This is a genomic window from Clostridium novyi NT (assembly GCF_000014125.1).
GTDB classification, from domain to species: Bacteria; Bacillota; Clostridia; order Clostridiales; family Clostridiaceae; genus Clostridium_H; species Clostridium_H novyi.
Genome location: NC_008593.1, coordinates 1,951,192 through 1,971,924, shown reverse-complemented (window position 1 = coordinate 1,971,924; position 20,733 = coordinate 1,951,192). Strand labels below are relative to the sequence as shown.

The 20,733-nt window shown below is 28.2% G+C and carries 13 protein-coding genes; 9 read left to right on the top strand and 4 right to left on the bottom strand.

Annotated elements, in window-relative coordinates; genetic code table 11:
* Positions 1-73: 73 nt before the first annotated feature.
* Positions 74-1,165 carry a glycerol dehydrogenase gene (locus tag NT01CX_RS09085; protein WP_011722770.1) on the bottom strand — a complete coding sequence of 364 codons (1,092 nt, stop codon included), beginning with the start codon at positions 1,163-1,165 and terminating at the stop codon, positions 74-76.
* A 344-nt stretch (positions 1,166-1,509) separates the two neighbouring features.
* Here NT01CX_RS09085 and NT01CX_RS09080 point away from each other — a divergent pair, with 344 nt between their 5' ends.
* Both NT01CX_RS09080 and NT01CX_RS09075 read left to right on the top strand, forming a co-directional pair.
* A complete protein-coding gene (locus tag NT01CX_RS09080) occupies positions 1,510-3,669 on the top strand; it encodes a YhgE/Pip domain-containing protein (RefSeq protein WP_011722769.1) in 2,160 nt (719 codons plus the stop codon).
* A gap of 104 nt (positions 3,670-3,773) precedes the next feature.
* A complete protein-coding gene (locus NT01CX_RS09075) occupies positions 3,774-5,120 on the top strand; it encodes an MATE family efflux transporter (protein WP_039243223.1) in 1,347 nt (448 codons plus the stop codon).
* A gap of 69 nt (positions 5,121-5,189) precedes the next feature.
* Here the strand turns inward: NT01CX_RS09075 and NT01CX_RS09070 are convergent, their stop codons facing one another.
* The gene (locus tag NT01CX_RS09070) at positions 5,190-6,374 is read right to left on the bottom strand and encodes a pyridoxal phosphate-dependent aminotransferase (protein ID WP_011722767.1); all 1,185 of its coding nucleotides are present in this window, start codon (positions 6,372-6,374) and stop codon (positions 5,190-5,192) included.
* A 264-nt stretch (positions 6,375-6,638) separates the two neighbouring features.
* Here NT01CX_RS09070 and NT01CX_RS09065 point away from each other — a divergent pair, with 264 nt between their 5' ends.
* The gene (locus NT01CX_RS09065; protein WP_011722766.1) at positions 6,639-10,010 is read left to right on the top strand and encodes an insulinase family protein; all 3,372 of its coding nucleotides are present in this window, start codon (positions 6,639-6,641) and stop codon (positions 10,008-10,010) included.
* A gap of 66 nt (positions 10,011-10,076) precedes the next feature.
* Positions 10,077-12,077, top strand: a complete 2,001-nt coding sequence (locus NT01CX_RS09060) for a GTP-binding protein (protein ID WP_011722765.1) — start codon at positions 10,077-10,079, stop codon at positions 12,075-12,077.
* A gap of 135 nt (positions 12,078-12,212) precedes the next feature.
* Here the strand turns inward: NT01CX_RS09060 and NT01CX_RS09055 are convergent, their stop codons facing one another.
* On the bottom strand, positions 12,213-13,796 hold the full coding sequence (locus NT01CX_RS09055; protein WP_011722764.1) for an ABC-F family ATP-binding cassette domain-containing protein: 1,584 nt from the start codon (positions 13,794-13,796) through the stop codon (positions 12,213-12,215).
* Between the two features lie 196 nt (positions 13,797-13,992).
* Here NT01CX_RS09055 and NT01CX_RS09050 point away from each other — a divergent pair, with 196 nt between their 5' ends.
* Positions 13,993-15,306: an alkaline phosphatase family protein gene (locus tag NT01CX_RS09050; RefSeq protein ID WP_011722763.1), complete on the top strand. Its 1,314-nt coding sequence runs from the start codon at positions 13,993-13,995 to the stop codon at positions 15,304-15,306.
* Between the two features lie 45 nt (positions 15,307-15,351).
* Here the strand turns inward: NT01CX_RS09050 and NT01CX_RS09045 are convergent, their stop codons facing one another.
* Positions 15,352-16,245, bottom strand: coding sequence for a DMT family transporter (locus NT01CX_RS09045; RefSeq protein WP_011722762.1), 894 nt, complete (start codon positions 16,243-16,245; stop codon positions 15,352-15,354).
* 550 nt (positions 16,246-16,795) lie between these two features.
* Here NT01CX_RS09045 and NT01CX_RS09040 point away from each other — a divergent pair.
* The 4 genes from NT01CX_RS09040 (at position 16,796) to NT01CX_RS09030 (ending at position 20,491) form a co-directional block, all read left to right on the top strand.
* Positions 16,796-17,512 (top strand): CoA transferase subunit A, encoded by a 717-nt coding sequence (locus tag NT01CX_RS09040; RefSeq protein WP_011722761.1) that lies wholly within the window; start codon positions 16,796-16,798, stop codon positions 17,510-17,512.
* Between the two features lie 13 nt (positions 17,513-17,525).
* Entirely contained in the window at positions 17,526-18,179 is a 654-nt protein-coding gene (locus NT01CX_RS09035) for a 3-oxoacid CoA-transferase subunit B (protein WP_011722760.1), read from the top strand.
* Between the two features lie 159 nt (positions 18,180-18,338).
* Positions 18,339-18,485 (top strand): hypothetical protein, encoded by a 147-nt coding sequence (locus NT01CX_RS12335; RefSeq protein ID WP_011722759.1) that lies wholly within the window; start codon positions 18,339-18,341, stop codon positions 18,483-18,485.
* A gap of 347 nt (positions 18,486-18,832) precedes the next feature.
* Positions 18,833-20,491, top strand: a complete 1,659-nt coding sequence (locus NT01CX_RS09030) for a glutamine--tRNA ligase/YqeY domain fusion protein (protein WP_011722758.1) — start codon at positions 18,833-18,835, stop codon at positions 20,489-20,491.
* The last annotated feature ends 242 nt before the right edge of the window (positions 20,492-20,733 follow it).

The following is a 20,733-nucleotide window of genomic DNA, read 5'->3' as shown; positions in this document are numbered from 1 at the left end:
ATTAAAGAAATGCTATTAATGAAAGCAATGTATATTATATCTTTTATATACATTGCTTTTATTTTATAAATAATTATGATAAAGATTGTCCAAGTGAATCTGCTGCAAGTATAGCTGCATATACATCGTTAGAAGTTACTTCAAAAGGCATATTATATATAGTTTCTCCTTCTGCACAAGATATTTTGGATACTTCCATAAGCTTTTCTTCATTTATTTCATTAATTCCAAGTTGTTTTAAAGTGACAGGAAGACCAAGTTTTATACAAAAGTCTAAGACTTCTTGAATTTCTTCCATTGGACTATTTTCAAGTATTAATTGAACTATTGTGCCAAAAGCTACTTTTTCTCCATGATATAAGTGATGACATTCTTCAAGAACTGTAAAACCATTATGAATAGCATGAGCAGCTGCAAGTCCAGCACTTTCAAAGCCTATTCCACTTAAATAAGTATTAGCTTCTACAATATTTTCTACAGCTTTTGTACATACTTTCTTTTCAACTGCAAGTTTAGCTTTCAAGCCATCTTCCATAAGAGTTTCATAACAAAGAGTTGCTAGTGCTAAGGCAGCTTTTGTTATTTTTCCACCAGACATATTATTTGCATTTGCTCTTGCACAAGCTCTAGCTTCAAAGAATGTTGCAAGTGCATCACCCATACCAGCTACTAAAAGTCTTGCTGGGGCTTTAGATATAATTTCTGTATCCATTAAAACTATATCAGGATTTTTAGGAAGAAATATGTATTCACTAAAAATTCCGTCTTCAGTATAAATAACAGATAAGGCACTACAAGGTGCATCTGTGGAAGCTATAGTTGGAACAATAACAACAGGAGATTTTTCATAATAAGATACTGCTTTAGCTGTATCCAAGATTTTTCCACCACCAACACCAACTACAACATCGCAATGATTTTCTGCAAAAACTTTTTTTAGTCTTTGAATTTCATTATGTGAGCATTCACCATTAAAGATTTCAAAAGTTATTTGTGAATTAGTGTTTTTAAAGCTTTTCTTTATTACATCACCTGTTCTTTTAAAGCCACTTTTACTTACTATAAATAAAAATGATTTTCCAAGATTGCCTATGTGATCATAAATTTTTTTTAATTCCCCATTACCTTGTACATATTTTGAAGGTGAAATAACTATTTTTGCCATTTTATATCACTCCTTATTAAAGTAATAGAACTTATATATTTATATATTAAAGTAATAATATATATAAGTACATAAATAATCTACTATAATATTAGTGTACTACAAGTCTGTAAAAAAAGATATTATAAGTATTTATATACCATAAAAACCATATTATAAATGCAAATAAATTTTAACTATAATATTATAAAAGTATGAAATTTTGCGACTCATATACAAATGTAATTAAATAAACTACTAAATGGAAAATAAATACTTATATTTTAAAAAATTCATCTTGTATTTATCTATAGTATTTATTTATAATTATTATTTATATAGAACAATCAAGAGAGGTAAAATTTATGAAGAATGCATTTAAAGTTTATAAACGAGATGTAAAAAAAGTGGTTACGAATTGGGTAGCCTTAGTAATAATTATGGGGCTTATGATTTTACCATCACTTTATGCTTGGTTTAATATTAAAGCTTCTTGGGATCCTTATTCTAATACTAAAGGAATATCTGTTGCTGTAGTAAATAAGGACAATGGAGCTAATTTCAAAAATCTTAGAATAGATGCAGGAAGAGACATAGTAAAGGAACTTGAAGGCAATGATAAAATAGGATGGAAATTTGTTGATGAAAAAGAAGCAAAATCTGGGGTTGAAGATGGTAAGTATTATGCAAGTGTAGTTATACCAGAGGATTTTTCTGAAAAACTATTATCAATAGTAAAAGATAAACAAGAAAAGCCTAGTTTAATTTATTCTGTTAATGAAAAGGTTAATGCCATAGCTCCTAAAATTACGGATAAAGGAGTAACTACTGTTCAAAGTGAGGTTAGTAAAACTTTTGTAAAAACTGTTAATAAAAAAGTTTTAGATATTATGAATCAAGTAGGAGTGGAACTTGATAAAAGTAAGCCTAAACTTAAAGAACTAATTACAATGATACTTTATGTAGATGACAGAATGCCTGAAATAAATATGGGAATTGATGAACTTGAAAAAGGTGCAATTACTGCAGATGAATTTTTAGTAAAAATAAAAAAAGATATTCCATTGCTTCAAGAGACTATTATTAAAGCAAATGGTATAGCAAGTACTGGTTCGGTATTTTTAAACAAGACAAAAGATGGTCTGCAAAAAACAGCGCCTTATATAAAACAAGATTTAATACTTGCAAAGGATTTAAGTAGTTCAGCAGAGGTATTAACAAAAGAAGGAGCTAATGTTATATCGGAAAGCGCTCCTAGAGCAAAAGAGCTTTTTACAAAGGCTAAAGACAAGTATATAAATGTACAAGACAATTTAAATAGTGTAATAGATTTGCTAAATTATTTAGATAGGAATAATAGTAGTAAAGTAATAAGTAATCTTAAAGGAAAACTTAATTCTATAAAAACAAAGATTAATAGTAAGGTAAGTGATTTAAATACTATAATAGCTGCAATAGATAGAGGGGAGAAACCTTCTGTAAGCATATTAAATAGACTTAGTGATAGAGCAACAGATATTACACCGGTATTAAATGATATAGTAGGAAGATTTGATTATGAAATACTACCAGCCATTAATCAATTTATTGGTGAATTAACAACAGTTGCTGATAATACTGTTACAATATTAAATAATGCTAATGCAAAGATACCAGAGCTTACAGGATTATTAGATAAAGCAGGAACTGGAGCTGTAAAGGCTAGTGATATTATTAAGTTATTAAAAGAGAAGCTTCCACCTATAGAAAAGTCTATTCATGAAGTAGCTCAAAAACTTAGAAAATTAGATGCAGATAAGCAACTAAATGAAGTTATAGGGTTATTAAAAAATAATGCTATAAGCGAAAGTGAATTTATTGCTAATCCTATAAACATAAAAGAAAATAAGGTATTCCCTATTCCTAACTATGGATCAGGTATGTCACCATTCTTTACGACTTTATCATTATGGGTAGGGGCATTATTATTAGTGTCACTTCTTTCTGTTGAAGTTAAGGAAATTGAGGGAGTTGAATTAAATACTTCTGATATATACTTTGGAAGATATTTAACATTTATGACTATAGCTCTGTTCCAAGCGTTAATAGTAAGTTTAGGAGACATATTCATATTAAAGACTTACGTTGTGGATAAAGTACCTTTTGTGCTTATGTCATTGTTTATAAGTATAGTATTTTCTATAATAATATACTCTCTAGTTTCTATTTTTGGAAATGTAGGAAAAGCAATGGGAGTAATACTTTTAGTGCTACAAATATCAGCATCAGGTGGTACTTTCCCAATTCAAGTAACACCTGCATTCTTCCAAAGATTAAATCCATTCTTACCATTTACTTATGCAATTGGTGGTATGAGAGAGACAGTTGGAGGAATACTAAAAAGTGTATTGTTTAGAGATATATCAATCTTATGTGTGTATGCGGCAGTACCTTTACTTGTAAGTGTACAGCTAAAACATAAACTTAGAGGTATGAATAAGAAGTTGGTAAGTAAGCTAAAAGAATGTGGTCTTGTAGGACACTAACAAAAAAATAAAAAATTTATTAATAGATTTTATGAATGTATTAATATATAATTATTATGATATGCCTATATTTTATAGGCATATTTTTTTACGGGGGTGATAAGGTGAAAAATAATTTAACAGAAGGAAAAATATTTCCGACTCTTGTAAAGCTTGCTATACCAATTATGGGTACATCATTTGTGCAGATGGCTTATAATATGACTGATATGATATACATAGGCAGAATAGGAAGTGGAGCTGTGGCAGCGGTTGGTACTGCTGGTTTTTTCACGTGGCTTGCTATGGGGTTAATTTTAATATCTAGAAGCGGAGCGGAAATAGGAGTATCTCAAAGTATAGGTAAAAGTAATATAAAGGATGCTAAAGGATATGCTAAAAATTCTATAATATTAAATATCTTATTAGCTATAATATATGGAATTTTCTTGATTTTGTTTAGAAAACATCTTATAGGATTTTTTAATTTAGGTAGTGAAGATGTTATCCAAATGGCGATAAACTATTTAGTTATAGTTGCAATTGGAATGAACTTTTATTTTATAAATCCTGTATTTACGGGTATATATAATGGTTCTGGAGATAGTAGAACTCCATTTAGATTTAATGTTGTTGGACTAGCTGCCAATATGATATTAGATCCAGTTTTAATTTTTGGAATAGGACCATTTCCAGCATTAGGAGTTAAGGGTGCTGCAATAGCTACAGTATTTGCCCAAGTTGTAGTAACTTTCTTGTTTATATTGTCAGTTAGAAAATCAACTTTAATAAAAGGTTTTTCATTTAGAGATTTTCATTTAGATTACATGAAAAATATATTTAAATTTGGTTTTCCAATTGCGGTGCAAAATGCATTGTTTTGTGTTTTCTCAATGATGATTGCTAGAATAATTTCTGTTTGGGGAAATGTTGCAATAGCAGTACAAAAGGTAGGTTCTCAAATAGAATCAATATCATGGATGACAGCTGGAGGATTTCAAACTGCCATAAGTGCATTTGTTGGACAAAACTATGGTGCTAAAAAGTGGGATAGAATTGATGAGGGTTATAAAACAGCTATGATGATAGTTGGAACTATAGGTATCTTTTCTACTTGTCTTTTAATGTTTGGAGCAAAGCCTATATTTTCTTTCTTTATACCAGAGGCAACTACAATACCTTATGGTGTTGATTATCTTAGAATTCTTGCAGTATCTCAATTTTTTATGTGCATAGAGATTGGAACTGCTGGAGCATTTAATGGAATGGGTAAAACTATGCCACCTGCTATTGTAGGAATAGTATTTACTGGTCTTAGAATACCATCAGCTTTAATAGTATCAAAGTATTTAGGGCTTAATGGAGTATGGTGGTGTATAAGTATAAGTAGTATTATAAAGGGTGTTGTTTTAACATCGTGGTTTTTAATACTTAAGATTAGAAGAAAGAAAAGAATAAAACAGATAGCTTAAAAATAATATTTTAAAAGTAAAATGGACTGGCATATCTAGAAACATCTCTAGATTTAACAGTCCATTTTTTTATTTATTAAATTCTTTAACTAATTTCTCAAAGGCTTCAATAGAATTTTTTATCATGTTGAAATCTACACAATATGAAAGTCTAAAGTATCCAGGACAACCGAATCCACTTCCTGGTACTAAAAGAAGGTTGTATTTCATAGCTCTTTTTACAAACTCTACATCATCATCAATTAAAGCTTTAGGGAAAAGATAAAAAGCACCTTCTGGTTTTACACATTGAAAACCTAGTCTTGTTAAATTTTCATATAAAAAGTTTCTTCTTTTTTCGTACGCTTCAATATCAACCTTTGCATCTAAAGAATCAGAGACAACCTTTTGGAAAAGTGCTGGTGCGTTTACGAAACCTAATGTACGATTACAAAAGCTTAATGCATTTATAAGAGTATCTACATTTTCTATTTTACTACTTACTGCAATGTAGCCTATTCTTTCTCCAGCAAGACCAAGTGATTTACTGAAAGAATTAATTATTATAGCATTTTTAAATATAGAAAGTATACTTGGAAGTTTAGCGTTATCATAAACAATTTCACTGTAAGGTTGGTCAGATAACACAAATATAGTTGTGTTAAATTCTTTTTCTTTTTTAGCTAGTATAGATTCTATATTTTTTAAAGTTTCTTCACTATAAATAACACCAGTTGGATTATTAGGATTATTTATGATAATAGCTTTAGTTTTTTCTGTAATACTATTTTCAAAAGTTTTTAAGTCTGGTTCAAAAGTTGATGTATCAGGAGGGACAACTACAGTTTTACCGCCATGATTATCTGTATAAAAGTTATATTCTACAAAGTATGGTGCAAAAACAATTACTTCTTCATTAGGATTTAATAAAGATTTTAAAACAACATTTAATCCACCTGCAGCACCAACTGTCATAACTATATTTTCTTTTGAAAGTTCAATTCCACTTTCTTTTTCTAAACTTTTAGCTATATTTTCTCTAACTTCTGGATAACCTGCATTGCTCATATATCTATGAAGCCCTTTTTCTTTTCCAAGAATGTGCTTCTTTAATGAATATGTAACTTCAGCAGGGGGTTCAGCATAAGGATTTCCTAGGCTATAATCATATACTTTATCCTTGCCATATTTTTTTTCAAGTTTTGCCCCTTCTTCAAACATAAGTCTTATCCAAGAAGAATTACTTAGATTTTTTACTACTTTTTCTGAAAACATAAAATCGCCCCTTTGTTAAAATTAATCTGCCAAATATGATATGTAAAATAGCATTAACTTTATTTTAGAATAAAATACAATATTATGCTACAGTAATTATTTCAAAATATACATAATAACGTTTACAGTTAAAGTTTAATATTAATTTATATGAATTTATTTTTACCTCATTAAATGGACAATGAAAGGAAACACTATAAATTAGAAGTTCAATATGTTTATTAGTTATTAATTTTATAGATTAATTTGAAAGGTGGATTGGAATTGAATAAAAAAATAAAAAGTAAAATAGGACTTACACTAGCTACAGTTATGACTTTTCAGACTTTAATGTTTAGTTGTCCAAAAGAGGTTTATGCTGTAGATTTAACTTCTAAATTAGTTTCAGTGTTCAAGGATAAAGATTCATTAGGAGGATTTAAGCTTGTATCAAAAAAGCGTATAAAAGATTTAAATTGTAATTCTTATGAATATAAACATGAAAAAAGTGGGGCAAAGCTTATATTTTTAGATAATAAAGAAGAAGATAAGATGATTTGTATAAATTTTAGAACACCTACTAAAGACAGCACAGGAGTAAATCACATTATTGAACATTCAGTTCTTCAAGGTTCTAAAAATTATCCCATAAAGGATCCATTTATTCAAATGAGTAAGCAGTCATTAAGTACTTTTTTAAATGCTATGACAGCAGATGATATGACTATGTATCCTGTTTCAAGTAAAAATAATAAAGATTTTAATAATTTAATGAGTGTATATTTAGATGCTGTTTTTTATCCAAACATGATAAAGGATGAGAGGATATTTAAAGAGGAGGGTTGGAGATATGAACTCCAATCTAAAGAGGGAGAGTTAAAGTATAATGGCATTGTATATAATGAAATGAAAGGCGTATATTCTAATCCAGCTAGAGTTTTATCAAGTGCCATATCAAAATCACTATTTCCAGATACGATGTATAAAAATGAATCAGGTGGAAATCCAGATGATATACCAAGTTTAAGTTATAAGGAATTTGTTGATACATATAAAAAATACTATAATCCATCAAATAGTTATATTTATTTATCAGGAAATTTAAACATAAAAGATACATTGAAATTTATCGGGGAGAAATATCTAAATAATTTTGATAAGGTAGAGGTCGACAGCAGTATTCCACTTCAAAAACCCTTTGAAAAAAGAGTAGAATATGTTTCAGAGTATTCATTGCCCAGTGGAGCTGATACAAAAAATAAAGCTTATTTAAGCCAAAACTATGTTATAGATAAATCTCCAAACAAAGATATAACATTAAAATTTTCGCTTTTAAATATGTTACTTACGGGAACGCCTACATCTCCAATTTGTAAGGCTATGCAAGAAAATGGGTTAGGGGAAAATGTAGTATCAGATTTTAACCCAAGCTCAGCTCAATCAACTTTTAGTATTGTTGCAGCAAATGTAAATGAAGAACAAAAGGAAAAATTTAATGAGGTTATAGATAAAACCCTTAGAGATATAGTGAAAAATGGTTTTGATGAAAACTTAATTCAATCATTAGCTAATCAATTTAATATTTCAAGTAGAATGGGAAATGGTAATAGTCCACTTATGTACAATATATTAATAATGAGTAGTTGGTTGTATGGGGGAGAGCCTACATTATATTTAAACATGAATATTAATAATTTAAATAAAATCATTAAACGTGGAGAATTAGAAAAAATCATAGAAAAATATCTTCTAAACAATAATCATTCATCTTTAGTGGTTTTAAAACCTTCCCCAGGACTTCAAGAGAAAAAGGAAGCAAAATTAAAAGAAAAATTAGAAGCGAAAAAACAATCTTTGTCTAATGAACAATTAGATAAGTTAATAAAAGATACTGAGGAACTTCAAAAATGGCAAAGTACCCCTAACTCAAAAGAGGAATTAGCAAAATTACCTACTCTTACTCGTGGTGATATAGATAATAAAATAAAAGAATATAAAACTATAAAGGAAGCTAAAGATGGAATTACTATGCTTAAACATCCTGTTTTTACAAATGGATTAAATTATGTATCTTTATATTTTGATACATCTAAAATTCCACAGGATAAGCTAGGGTATTTAAGTTTATTAGAAACTATATTTGGTAAGGTAGATACGAAAAATTACACAAAAGAGCAATTACAAAACTATATTATGATTAATTCAGGTGGAATTAAAATAAGAAGCAATATATTTCAAGACGTAAAGAATAATGATAAGTATTACCCAAAGGAACATGCTACTATATTATGCTTAAATAATAAGATGGATAAAAATTTTCAGCTGTTAAATGAGATAATTTTTAATAGTAAGTTAAATGATAAAGAGAGATTAAAAGAAATTATAAGTAGTACAAAAATGAATTTAGAAAATCAGTTTATGAATAATGGTTTTAGATTTGCAAATGAAAAGATACTTTCATATATATCAGAAGCAGGTAAATATAATAATTATCAAAGTGAAGGATTCTATAAATTTCTATGTGAATTAGATAAAAATTTTTCTAGTAAAAGTGATGAAGTAATAAAAAGTCTAGAGAATGTTAGAGATATGGTATTCAATAAGCAAGATATGATAGTTAGTTATACAGGTGAAGAAAAATATTATAAAAATTTTATTAATAGTTTCAATGGATTTTCTAAGAATTTAAAAAATAATGACCTAAAGGTTCAACAATACAAGTTTGATGATTCTAATATAAATGAGGGAATAATAGCACCCTCAAAAGTACAATATGTCACTAAGGGTGGAAATATAGAAAGCACAGGATATAAAGATACAGGAAAACTACAAGTTTTAGCTAATGTACTTGGAAGTGGATACTTGTGGAATGGCGTAAGAATAAAAGGTGGAGCATATGGCGTCAATGTATTTATTAATAGTGGAAATATATTATTTTCATCATACAGAGATCCAAATTTAAAAGAAACCATAGATATATTTGATAAAGTACCAGAGTATTTAGCTAGTTTTAATGCAGATGAAAAGGAAATGACCAATTATATAATCGGAACTATAGGAAAACAAGAAAGTGATATGAATGAATTAGTAAATAAGCTTGGACCTATATCAGAGGGAATTATAGCAGACGATATGTATATAAGTGGTGTTACTAAGGAAGATATACAAAAACAAAGGGAAGAAATTTTATCAACTACATCAGATGATATAAGAAATTTTGCAAAGCTTGTAGATGGTGTATTAAAACAAGATTACCTATGTGTTGTTGGTGGAGATTCTAAGATAAATGAAAATGAAAAAGAGTTTATGGCTATAGAAAACATTTTAGACTCTAATCATAAAAAAGACTTGACTATGACCATGGAAAAGAAGGAAAATGTACCTGTAGATAAAATTTTTACAGTTAGTTTTTCTAGAAATTTAGATAAGGGCACAGTAAATAAATCAAATATTTATGTATTAGATGAAAATAATCATAAAGTAAGCACAGTTGTTAGTTATGATGATGTAAATAAATCTGTTGAAGTAAATCCAAATCATAACTATGAAAGTGGAAAAAAATATACTTTATTTATAAAGGGGATTCAATCAGTTAAAGAAAGTGGAAAGGTAGTTAAGTTGAAATCTCCAATAAAAATGGAATTTATAATAAAATAATAACATAACTGTAAGCCAGGTTCTAAAGATGAATCTGGCTTATAATTTAGGGGGAAATTTTTTAGTATGAAAAATATAAAAAATATAGGACTAGTAGCTCATGTGGATGGTGGTAAAACAACTACCACAGAACAAATGCTATATATTTCAGGTGCAATAAGAGAACTTGGAAGTGTAGATAAGGGTTCCGCTAAGATGGATTATAATAGTATAGAGAAAAAAAGAGGGATTACTATATTTTCAGACCAAACAAGTTTTACTTGGAAGGATGCTTGTATAAACTTAATAGATACTCCTGGGCATATAGATTTTTCTTCAGAGCTTGAAAGGTCATTAAAGGCATTGGATGGTGCAGTGCTTATAGTTTCAGCAGTAGAGGGAGTACAAGCTCATACAGAAACTATCTGGAATCTTTTAAGAAAAAATAATATACCAACTTTAATATTTATAAATAAGTTAGATAGAGTTGGAGCAGATATAAAAGAGGTTTTTAGTCAAATAGAAAATAATTTAACTGAAAAGTATTTAAAAATACAAAGAATTGATGGATTAGAGGAAAATTTTAATGAGACAATAGATTTATTAGTAAATGAACAATTTTATAATGATTCAAAAGAGAAGATAGAGTTAATAGAAAAATTTGCTGAAATAAATGAAGAAGTTTTAGAAAAATATTTAGAAGGGGAAGAAATCACAAGAGAATTTTTTATAGATAATCTAAAAAAATCAGTGGAGGAAGGAGAAGTATTTCCGGTATTATTTGGCTCAGCTATAAATGGAATAGGCATAAAAGAACTTTTAAATTCTATAGAAGAACTTTTGCCATATAGTAGTGGAAATGATGAGGATGAATTCTCGGGAGTTGTTTATAAAATAAAATATGATGATAAAATAGGTAAACTTGCTTATGTAAGAGTTTTAAATGGAGAAATTAAAGTAAGAGATACCATAATAAATAATTTAGGAGAAGAAGAAAAAATAACACAAATACGAAAATATAATGGAGATAAATATAATACGGTTGAAAATTTAACTTCAGGTGAGATTGGAGTTATTTGCGGAGTTAAGGATATAAAGGTTGGAGATGTTATAGGCAACAAAGATGATATAAATATTATAAATGAAAATAATGAATCAGCACTTATTTCAAGGGTAGTACCACAAAATGAAGAAGAATTACCATCACTATTAAAGGCATTACAAATTTTAAATGAAGAAGACCCTTCACTTCAATTAGAGTACAATCCTGAGAACAAGGAACTAAGTATAAGTATTAAGGGAATAATACATATGGAAGTATTAAAAGAGCTTATAAAAGAAAGATTTAACATAGAAGTTGAGTTTTTAGAACCAAAGGTAAATTATTTAGAAACAATAGGGGAAATAACAAATGGATTTTGTCATTTTGAACCTAAAAAGCATTATGCAGAAGTTGAAGTTGAGATAGAACCAAATGAAAGGGGGAAGGGAGTAGAATTTATATCTGAAATTAATGGAGACATACTTCCATATCAATATCAAAATAATATAGAAAAAGCATCATATGAAGCGGTACTTCATGGTCCGTTAATAGGAGGAAAAGTAACAGATATAAAAATAAAACTTACAAATGGTAAACATCATTTAGAGCATACTCATGGGGGAGATTTTAGAATAGCAACTATAAGAGCTATTTATCAAGCCATGGAGAAAAACAAGAATATAATTTTAGAGCCTATATATAAGTTTAAAATAGTAGTTAATAAAGAAATGGGCGGAAAGATCATGACTGATATTTTAAAGATGGGTGGAAGTTTTAATGAACCAGAAGTAAAGGGAGAGAAAATCATAATAACTGGAGAAGTGCCAGTTGCAACTTCTATGAATTATAAATTAGAACTTTTATCATCAACATCAGGAAAAGCTGTATTTAATATGCAGTTTTCAAAGTTTGAAGTATGTCATAATCAAGAAGAAGTAGTTAAGAACTCAGAAAACATAGTTGAAAAGGAAGATTCTATTTATAATGGAGTATCTTTATTTAGAGAAAAGAAAAAGATGAAAAAGGTAGTTTTAAATGAAAATTAAATTAATTAAATAAAAAAATAAATAATATAACTAAAAAAGCTATTCTTCAGTATGATTAAAATACTAAGAATAGCTTTTTATAATTAAATTAGTATACTTATAAAGTTTAAAGTTAAATTAATTATTTTAAAGTTCTTATTTTGTTTCTAAATATTCATCATAAGACATTTTCTTATCGATTATTCCATCAGGAGTAATTTCTATAATTCTGTTAGCTATAGTTTGTATAAATTCATGGTCGTGAGAAGTAAATAATACGTTACTCTTAAAGTCACGAAGACCATTGTTAACAGCTGTTATAGATTCAAGGTCAAGATGGTTTGTTGGTTGATCTAAAATTAATACGTTAGCGTTAGATAACATCATTTTAGATAACATACATCTTACCTTTTCTCCTCCAGATAATACATCAGCTTTTTTAAGAGCTTCTTCACCAGAGAATAACATTCTTCCAAGGAATCCTCTTAAATAGCTTTCAGATTTTTCTTCTGAATATTGACGTAACCAGTCAACTAAGCTTAAATCTACACCGTTGAAGAATTCAGAGTTATCTTTAGGGAAATAAGAAGTTGTTATAGTAACACCCCATTTAAATGTTCCACTATCAGGTTCCATTTCTCCAGTTAATATTTTAAATAGTGCAGTTTTAGCTATTTCATTTTCACCTACAAAGGCAATTTTATCATCTTTAGAAACTATAAAACTTACATTGTTTAAAACTTTTTCACCATCAATAGTTTTAGTTAATCCATCAACCATTAATATGTCTTTTCCAACTTCTCTTTCCATAGTAAATCCTACAAATGGATATCTTCTGCTTGAAGGCTCGATATCATCTAAAGTGATTTTGTCTAAAAGTTTTTTACGAGAAGTAGCTTGTTTTGATTTAGAAGCATTAGCACTAAATCTTGCAATAAAGTTTTGTAATTCTTTAATCTTTTCTTCTTTTTTCTTATTTTGATCTTTTGCCATTTGAAGAGCAAGTTGGCTAGATTGATACCAGAAATCATAGTTACCAACATATAATTTGATTTTACCAAAATCAACGTCAGCTATATGAGTACAAACATTATTTAAAAAGTGTCTATCGTGGGATACAACTATAACTGTACCTTCAAAGTCAATTAAGAAGTCTTCAAGCCAGTTTATAGATTGTATGTCAAGGTGGTTTGTAGGCTCATCTAGAATTAGTATTCCAGGCTTACCGAATAGTGCTTGAGCAAGTAAAACTTTAACTTTTTCAGCACCACTAAGGTCTGACATTTTCTTGTAGTGTAAATCCGTATCTATTCCAAGACCTTGAAGTAATGAAGAAGCTTCACTTTCAGCTTCCCATCCGTTTAGGTCAGCAAATTCACATTCAAGTTCTGAAGCTTTAATTCCGTCTTCATCTGTAAAAGGATCTTTTGCATAAAGAGCTTCTTTTTCTTTTATAATCTCGAATAATCTTTCATTTCCCATGATAACTGTTTCTAATACTTCGTGTTCGTCGTATTTGTAGTGATCTTGTTTTAAAACAGACATTCTAATATCAGAAGGAATACTTACATCTCCTGTATTAGGTTCTATTTCTCCAGATAATATTTTTAAAAATGTACTTTTTCCAGCACCGTTTGCCCCTATAATACCATAACAATTTCCAGGAGTGAACTTCAAATTAACATCTTCAAATAGTTTACGATCGCCGTATCTTAAACTTACGTTATTTACTGTAATCACTGCATTACCATCCTCTACTTAAATTTTCATAATCATTGCGATATTATATCATAAAATTCATTCAATTACATCTTGAAAATTTTTAATAACAGTAAAAATAAATATTTTAGGGAAAAAATTTACATAATATGGGACAGAAATAAAATTAAATGGTAATATAATAAAAGAGAAAACTAAGAGAGAAAGGTTATTATAAATGAATAAAATAAAAAAGTATTTATGCATAATATCCTTTGATGCACTTTCGTCATTGGATTTTGATTATATAAAGGAGCTTCCAAACTTTAAAAGTTTTATAAGAGAGGCATCTTATTGTAAAAATGTGCGTAGTGTATTTCCAAGTTTAACTTATCCAGCACATACTACAATAGTTACAGGCAAATATCCTAAAGGTCATGGAGTTATAAACAATACTTTGTTTCAACCTAATTGTAAAAACCCAGATTGGTATTGGTACAGAAAGTATATAAAAGGGGACACTTTGTATGATTTAGCTATAAAAGAAGGTATGAAGGTAGCAGCTTTATTATGGCCAGTAACAGGAAAATCAAAAATACAATATAATATGCCAGAAATATTTGCGAATAAGTTTTGGAAAAATCAAACGATGGTTTCACTTTTTAGTGGTAGTCCAATGTTTCAATATAAATTGAATAAAAAATATGGATATTTGAGAAGTGGAATAGGACAACCATACTTAGACAATTTTACGCATAAGTCCATGCTATACACTATAGAAAATAAAAAGCCAAATTTAACTTTTGTTCATTATACTGATTTAGATTCTATGAGACATAGATATGGATTTAATTCTAAAGAGGCAAGAGAAGCATTGTTAAGACATGATTCAAGACTTGGTGATATAATATCCACTTTAAGAAAAAATAATATGTACAAAGACACAACAATTGTTGTACTTGGAGATCATAGTAGTTTAGATGAAAATAAGATTATAAATTTAAATGTATTGCTAAAAGAAAATGGGTATATAAATGCAAATAAAAATGCAAAAATTATAGATTATAAGGCTATTGCAAATAGTTGTGATGGCTCAACATATATATATACAAAAAAGTATAATTTTCAGTTAGTGAATAAAGTGTATGATTTGTTAATGGAATTTAAGAAAAAATATAATTGTATAGAAAAGATTTATTCTAGGGAAGAAGCTACAAGGCTAGGAGCTGATCCTAATTGTACCTTTATGATTGATGCTAAAAAGGGATATTATTTTTTAGATAATATAAATGGGAAGTTAATTCAGGAAATAACTGATGATAATATTGATAAAATAGAAGGAGCTACAAGGGCAACTCATGGATATTCACCATTTAAACCTAATTATGATACAGTGTTTATGATGAGTGGAAGAGGGATTAATAAAGGAGTTATTGTAGATAAAATGAATTTAGTAGATGAAGCACCTACCTTAGCTAAGGTGATGGGACTTGACTTAAAAGATTGTGATGGTCGTGTTATAGAAGAATTTTTATTAAAAAAGCGAGGATAAATATATATCCTCGCTTTTGATTTTTATTAAATTTTATTATTTTATTTAAGAAGCTTCAACCTGTACTTCAGGTGAATTTTTTTCTTTAGCTAAAATTATTACTGAAAGTAATATTAAAATAGTTCCAAATATAATTGCTGAAGTTAATTTTTCTTTAAATAATAATATACCCATTATAATACTTACTATAGGTTCGCAAGTGGCAAGTATAGATGTAGAGGATGCACCTATTATTTTTAATGCTTTTATAAATAATACTGTTGCAGCAATAGTTGAAATAACGGATATACCTAAAATAGATACATTTGCATATAAATCAAAGGTTACTACAAAGTTTTTAGTTAAAAGAGAAAATATAAGTAGTGTTATTCCTGAAAAAAGTGAAAAATAAAATACAACTACAGTATTATCAAGTTCCTTTATTTCCTCTTTATTCATTGCAATAATACATGCTGCATATGTTAATCCAGATAAGATTGCAAGAGACACACCAAGTGGGTTTATGCATTGACCTGCTTTTCCAGCTAATACATATACACCAGCTAAAGAAAAAATTAGTGCTAAAACTTTGTTTTTAGTAAAGTTATCTTTATATAATATATAACTCATCAATATAACCGCTGCAGGATAAACAAAATGCATTGTAGTTGCAAGTCCTACAGATATATATTTATAAGATAAAAACAATCCAATTCCTGTAGAAGTATAACCTATGCTTCCTATTAAAAATACTTCATTTAGTTGTTTTTTATTTATTTTAAAGTCTATCTTTTTTATCATAAAATATACAAATAATATAAGTGCAGCAATTAAAAATCTAAAAGTTAAAACTGAAAAACAGTTACTGCCGTGATTATATGCTACTTTGGCAAAAATAGGCATAAATCCAAAAGCAGTGGATGATAAAAGAGCATAAATTATACCATTAATTCTTTTCATATTCTCACCTCAAAACTCTATAAGTTTATAGTAATTTAATTAAACCCAATTAAATACCAAAAGTTATTATAGCATAGAATTCATTTGTATTATCTATAAAATAAAAATAAATTTTAATAAAATAAAAGTACTTATTTTCATACTATTTTTTTAAGAAAAAATGGTTATATTTTAATATGAATTTTAAGAAAAAAATACAGGATATAATAAAAAAATTAAAATAAAAGAAAGATAATGTTCAGAAATTACTGAAAATTCAAGGGATAGCGGTTTAATTATAATATATACTAGTATATTGTCAAAAATAGCTCAATTTAAAAGTATATACAATATATATTTAGTATAAGGATAATTACAGTATTAAATTAAGCTAAATATTTAAAAAATAGAAAAAAAGTTAAAAAAACGAGAGTATTTTAAAGATTAACTTCCAAAATTACAATATATAAACAAATATCTAATGACAAAAATTTAACAATTGGTTTATAATAGTGATATATAAATATTAATCAATAAACCAATACATTGAAATTACATGGGGGTGTAGTTAATGGCTGTTATCACAACGACAGAGGAAGCGGTAAAGAATATTAAAGATGGTATGAAAGTGGCAATAGGAGGATTCTTCGGAGTTGGATCTCCTATAGAAACAATTGATGCAGTTGTAAAAAGTGGTGTTAAAGATTTAACATTAATTTCAGTTGCTGGTGGTTCACCAGGTGGCGGAAGAGATATAAATAAGCTTGTTAGAAATAGACAAATAAAAAGATTTATAGGAACTCACATAGGAACAGATAAAGACTTTATGGATCAATACAATAAAGGAGAAGTTAAAGTTGAATTTAATCCTATGGGAACTTGGATAGAGAGAGTAAGAGCTGGTGGAGCAGGATTAGGTGGAATAATTACTCCAACAGGACTTGGAACAGAAGTTGAAGAACATGCTGAAAAAATAACAGTAGAAGGAAAAGAATATTTATTATATCCACCACTAAAAGCAGATGTAGCAATAATTAAAGGATATAGAGCTGATAAATACGGAAACGTAGAATATAGAGGAATATCTTTAAATACAAATCCTGTACTTGCAACAGCAGCAGATATAGTTATTGCAGAAGTTGATGAAATCGTTGAACCAGGAGAAATAGAAGCAACAGCTATTGGAACTCAAGGTATTTTTGTAGATTATATTGTTAAGAGTATGCCTTTTGCAGAAAGAACTCAAAATTATGAAGAATATTGGAAAGAAAATAATAAATTAAGATAGGGGGCAAATAACGATGGATGCTAGAGATATTATGGCACGTAGAATAGCTAAAGAATTTAAAAATGGAATGGTAGTTAATTTAGGAATCGGAATCCCTACAGGATCAGCTAACTATATACCAGAAGGAGTAGAAGTTATACTTCAAACTGAAAACGGTGGACTTAGATTTGGAGCTGCACCAAAGGTTGGAGAATCAGATCCTGACTTTGGTAATGCAGGTGGAGAACCCGTAACAATGTTACCAGGTGGATCTGCATTTGATCTTGCTACTTCTTTTGGAATCATAAGAGGTGGACATGTTGATATGACAGTTTTAGGAGCTCTTGAAGTAGACCAAGAAGGAAACATAGCAAACTGGAAAATACCAGGAGTATTTGTACCAGGAATGGGTGGAGCTATGGATTTATTAGTTGGAGCGCAAAAAGTTATAGTTTCACTTACACATACAAATAAAAAAGGTGCACCTAAAGTATTAAAGAAATGTAAATTACCTTTATCAGCTGCAAAAGTTGTTGACTTAATAATTACAGAAAAAGCTGTTATGAGAGTAACTGACCTTGGATTAGTACTAGAAGAAGTTGCACCAGGAGTTACAGTGGATGAAGTTGTAAAACTTACAGATGCTGATTTAATAATTCCTGAAAATGTTAAAACAATGGATATATAGAATATAAATTTAATTATAAATACGTAAAGTAAAATTAAATAAATGAGTTAAATAAAAAAATCAGCTTGAATAAAGAGCTGATTTTTTTTATTTAATTATTTTTGGATAAATACTTAGATAAATAGAGAAAATAGTATAAAGAAGGGAAGTGAAGTATAAATGGAAAAAGAAATAAAAGATATGTTATCAGATATTCAATCTGAAATAAAAAAAATGAATGAAAAATTAGAAGGTGTTGCTAAAGTATCCCAAAATGGAGATTATACTTATACAAGTGACCCGAATGTTAGTGATGATAGAAATTAAAGAAAATTAAAATCGACAGGTAAGTTTTACCTGTCGATTTTAACCTTAACTATATTGAGTATTAAAGCTAGACAGTATAAAAATATGTGTTTTAATTATATGATATCCCTATATAGCTTAGTGTAATGAATTATATAGACAAGCTTTGGCTTAAAATTAGTATATGAGTATAATAGTATTATATTAATTAATAATAATAGTATGTAATAGCTTGTATTTTTCGTTAAAAAAGGTGTCATAATTAAATTTTTATTGTATAATTAAATGTATTATGTAGTTTTAGAGGAAAATATCGAAAGTATTAATATAATTAATATGTATAGTTAAATGAAAGAAAGGTGAAAAAAATGGAAAACAATAATTCTTCATCTAACTTTATAAAAAATATAGTTATAGAAGATTTAAAATCCGGAAAAAGAAAAGAAATAATTACTCGTTTCCCTCCAGAACCAAATGGATATCTACATATAGGTCATGCTAAATCAATTACATTAAATTTTGAACTTGCAGATGAGTTTAAAGGAAGAACAAATTTAAGATTTGATGATACAAACCCAATAAAAGAGGATACAGAGTATGTAGAATCTATAAAAGAAGATGTAAAATGGTTAGGATTTGATTGGGAAGAATTACATTATGCATCAGATTATTTTGATGAAATGTACAAAAGAGCAATTCTTTTAATTAAAAAAGGTAAGGCATATGTGTGTGACTTATCACCAGAAGAAATGAAAGAATATAGAGGTACTTTAACTGAACCTGGAAAAGAAAGCCCATATAGAAATAGAACTGTAGAAGAAAACTTAGATTTATTTGAACGTATGGCTAAAGGAGAATTCAAAGATGGAGAAAAGGTTTTAAGAGCTAAAATAGATATGGCATCCCCTAATATAAATATGAGAGATCCTATAATTTACCGTATAGCTCATGCAGAACATCACAACACAGGAAATAAGTGGTGCATATATCCAATGTATGACTTTGCTCATCCACTTGAAGATGCAATAGAAGGAATAACTCACTCAATATGTACACTAGAATTTGAAGATCATAGACCATTATATGATTGGGTAGTTACAGAGTGTGAAATGGAAAATCATCCACAACAAATAGAGTTTGCAAGATTAAACTTAACTAATACAGTAATGAGTAAAAGAAAATTAAAGCAACTTGTAGATGAAGGATTTACTGATGCTTGGGATGATCCTCGTATGCCTACTATCTCTGGATTAAGAAGAAGAGGATATACACCAGAAGCTGTACGTAATTTCTGTAGAGAAATTGGTGTTGCTAAAAATAATAGTTTAGTTGATGTAAGAATGCTTGAACATTTTATAAGAGAAGATTTAAAAACAAAAGCTGCTAGAACAATGGCTGTTCTAAGACCATTAAAAGTAGTTATAACTAACTATCCAGAAGGTCAAGTAGAAATGTTAGAAGCTGAAAACAATCAAGACAATCCAGAAATGGGAAGTCGTGAAATTCCATTTACAAGAGAAATCTATATAGAACAAGAAGACTTTATGGAAAATCCACCTAAGAAATATCATAGATTATATGTAGGAAATGAAGTAAGATTAAAAAATGCTTACTTTGTTAAATGTACAGATATAGTTAAAGATGAAAATGGAAATGTAGTAGAAGTACATTGTACTTATGATCCTGAAACTAAGAGTGGAAGTGGATTTACTGGAAGAAAAGTTAAAGGAACAATTCATTGGGTAAGTGCTGAATATGGTGTACCAGCAGAATTTAGATTATATGATTCATTAATACTAGATGATGAACAAGATGAAAATAAAACTTTCCTTGATAATGTAAACCCTAATTCTTTAGAAATACTTCAAGGATTTATAGAGCCATATATGAAAGATGCAAAACCAAATGATAAATTTCAATTTGTTAGAAATGGATATTTTAATGTAGATCCTAAATATACAACAGAGGATAAGTTAGTGTTTAATAGAACTGTATCTTTAAAGAGTTCATTCAAATTAGGAAAATAAGCACAACTTTTAAGTTTGCGATTTTAAATTTAAATTACTTTATAATATAAGTAATAAAATCCCTTTGTTTTTTAATAAGGGGATTTTATTTTTATATAAAAATTGAATACTTTGCCACGAGTGTCTATAATAGTAATTAAGAGCATATATTAAAATATAAAAGAAATATGGATTTAAATTAATTCAATAAAGTAATACTGAATTCTAAGATATTAAAATTGTGATAAGATACTACATGTCGT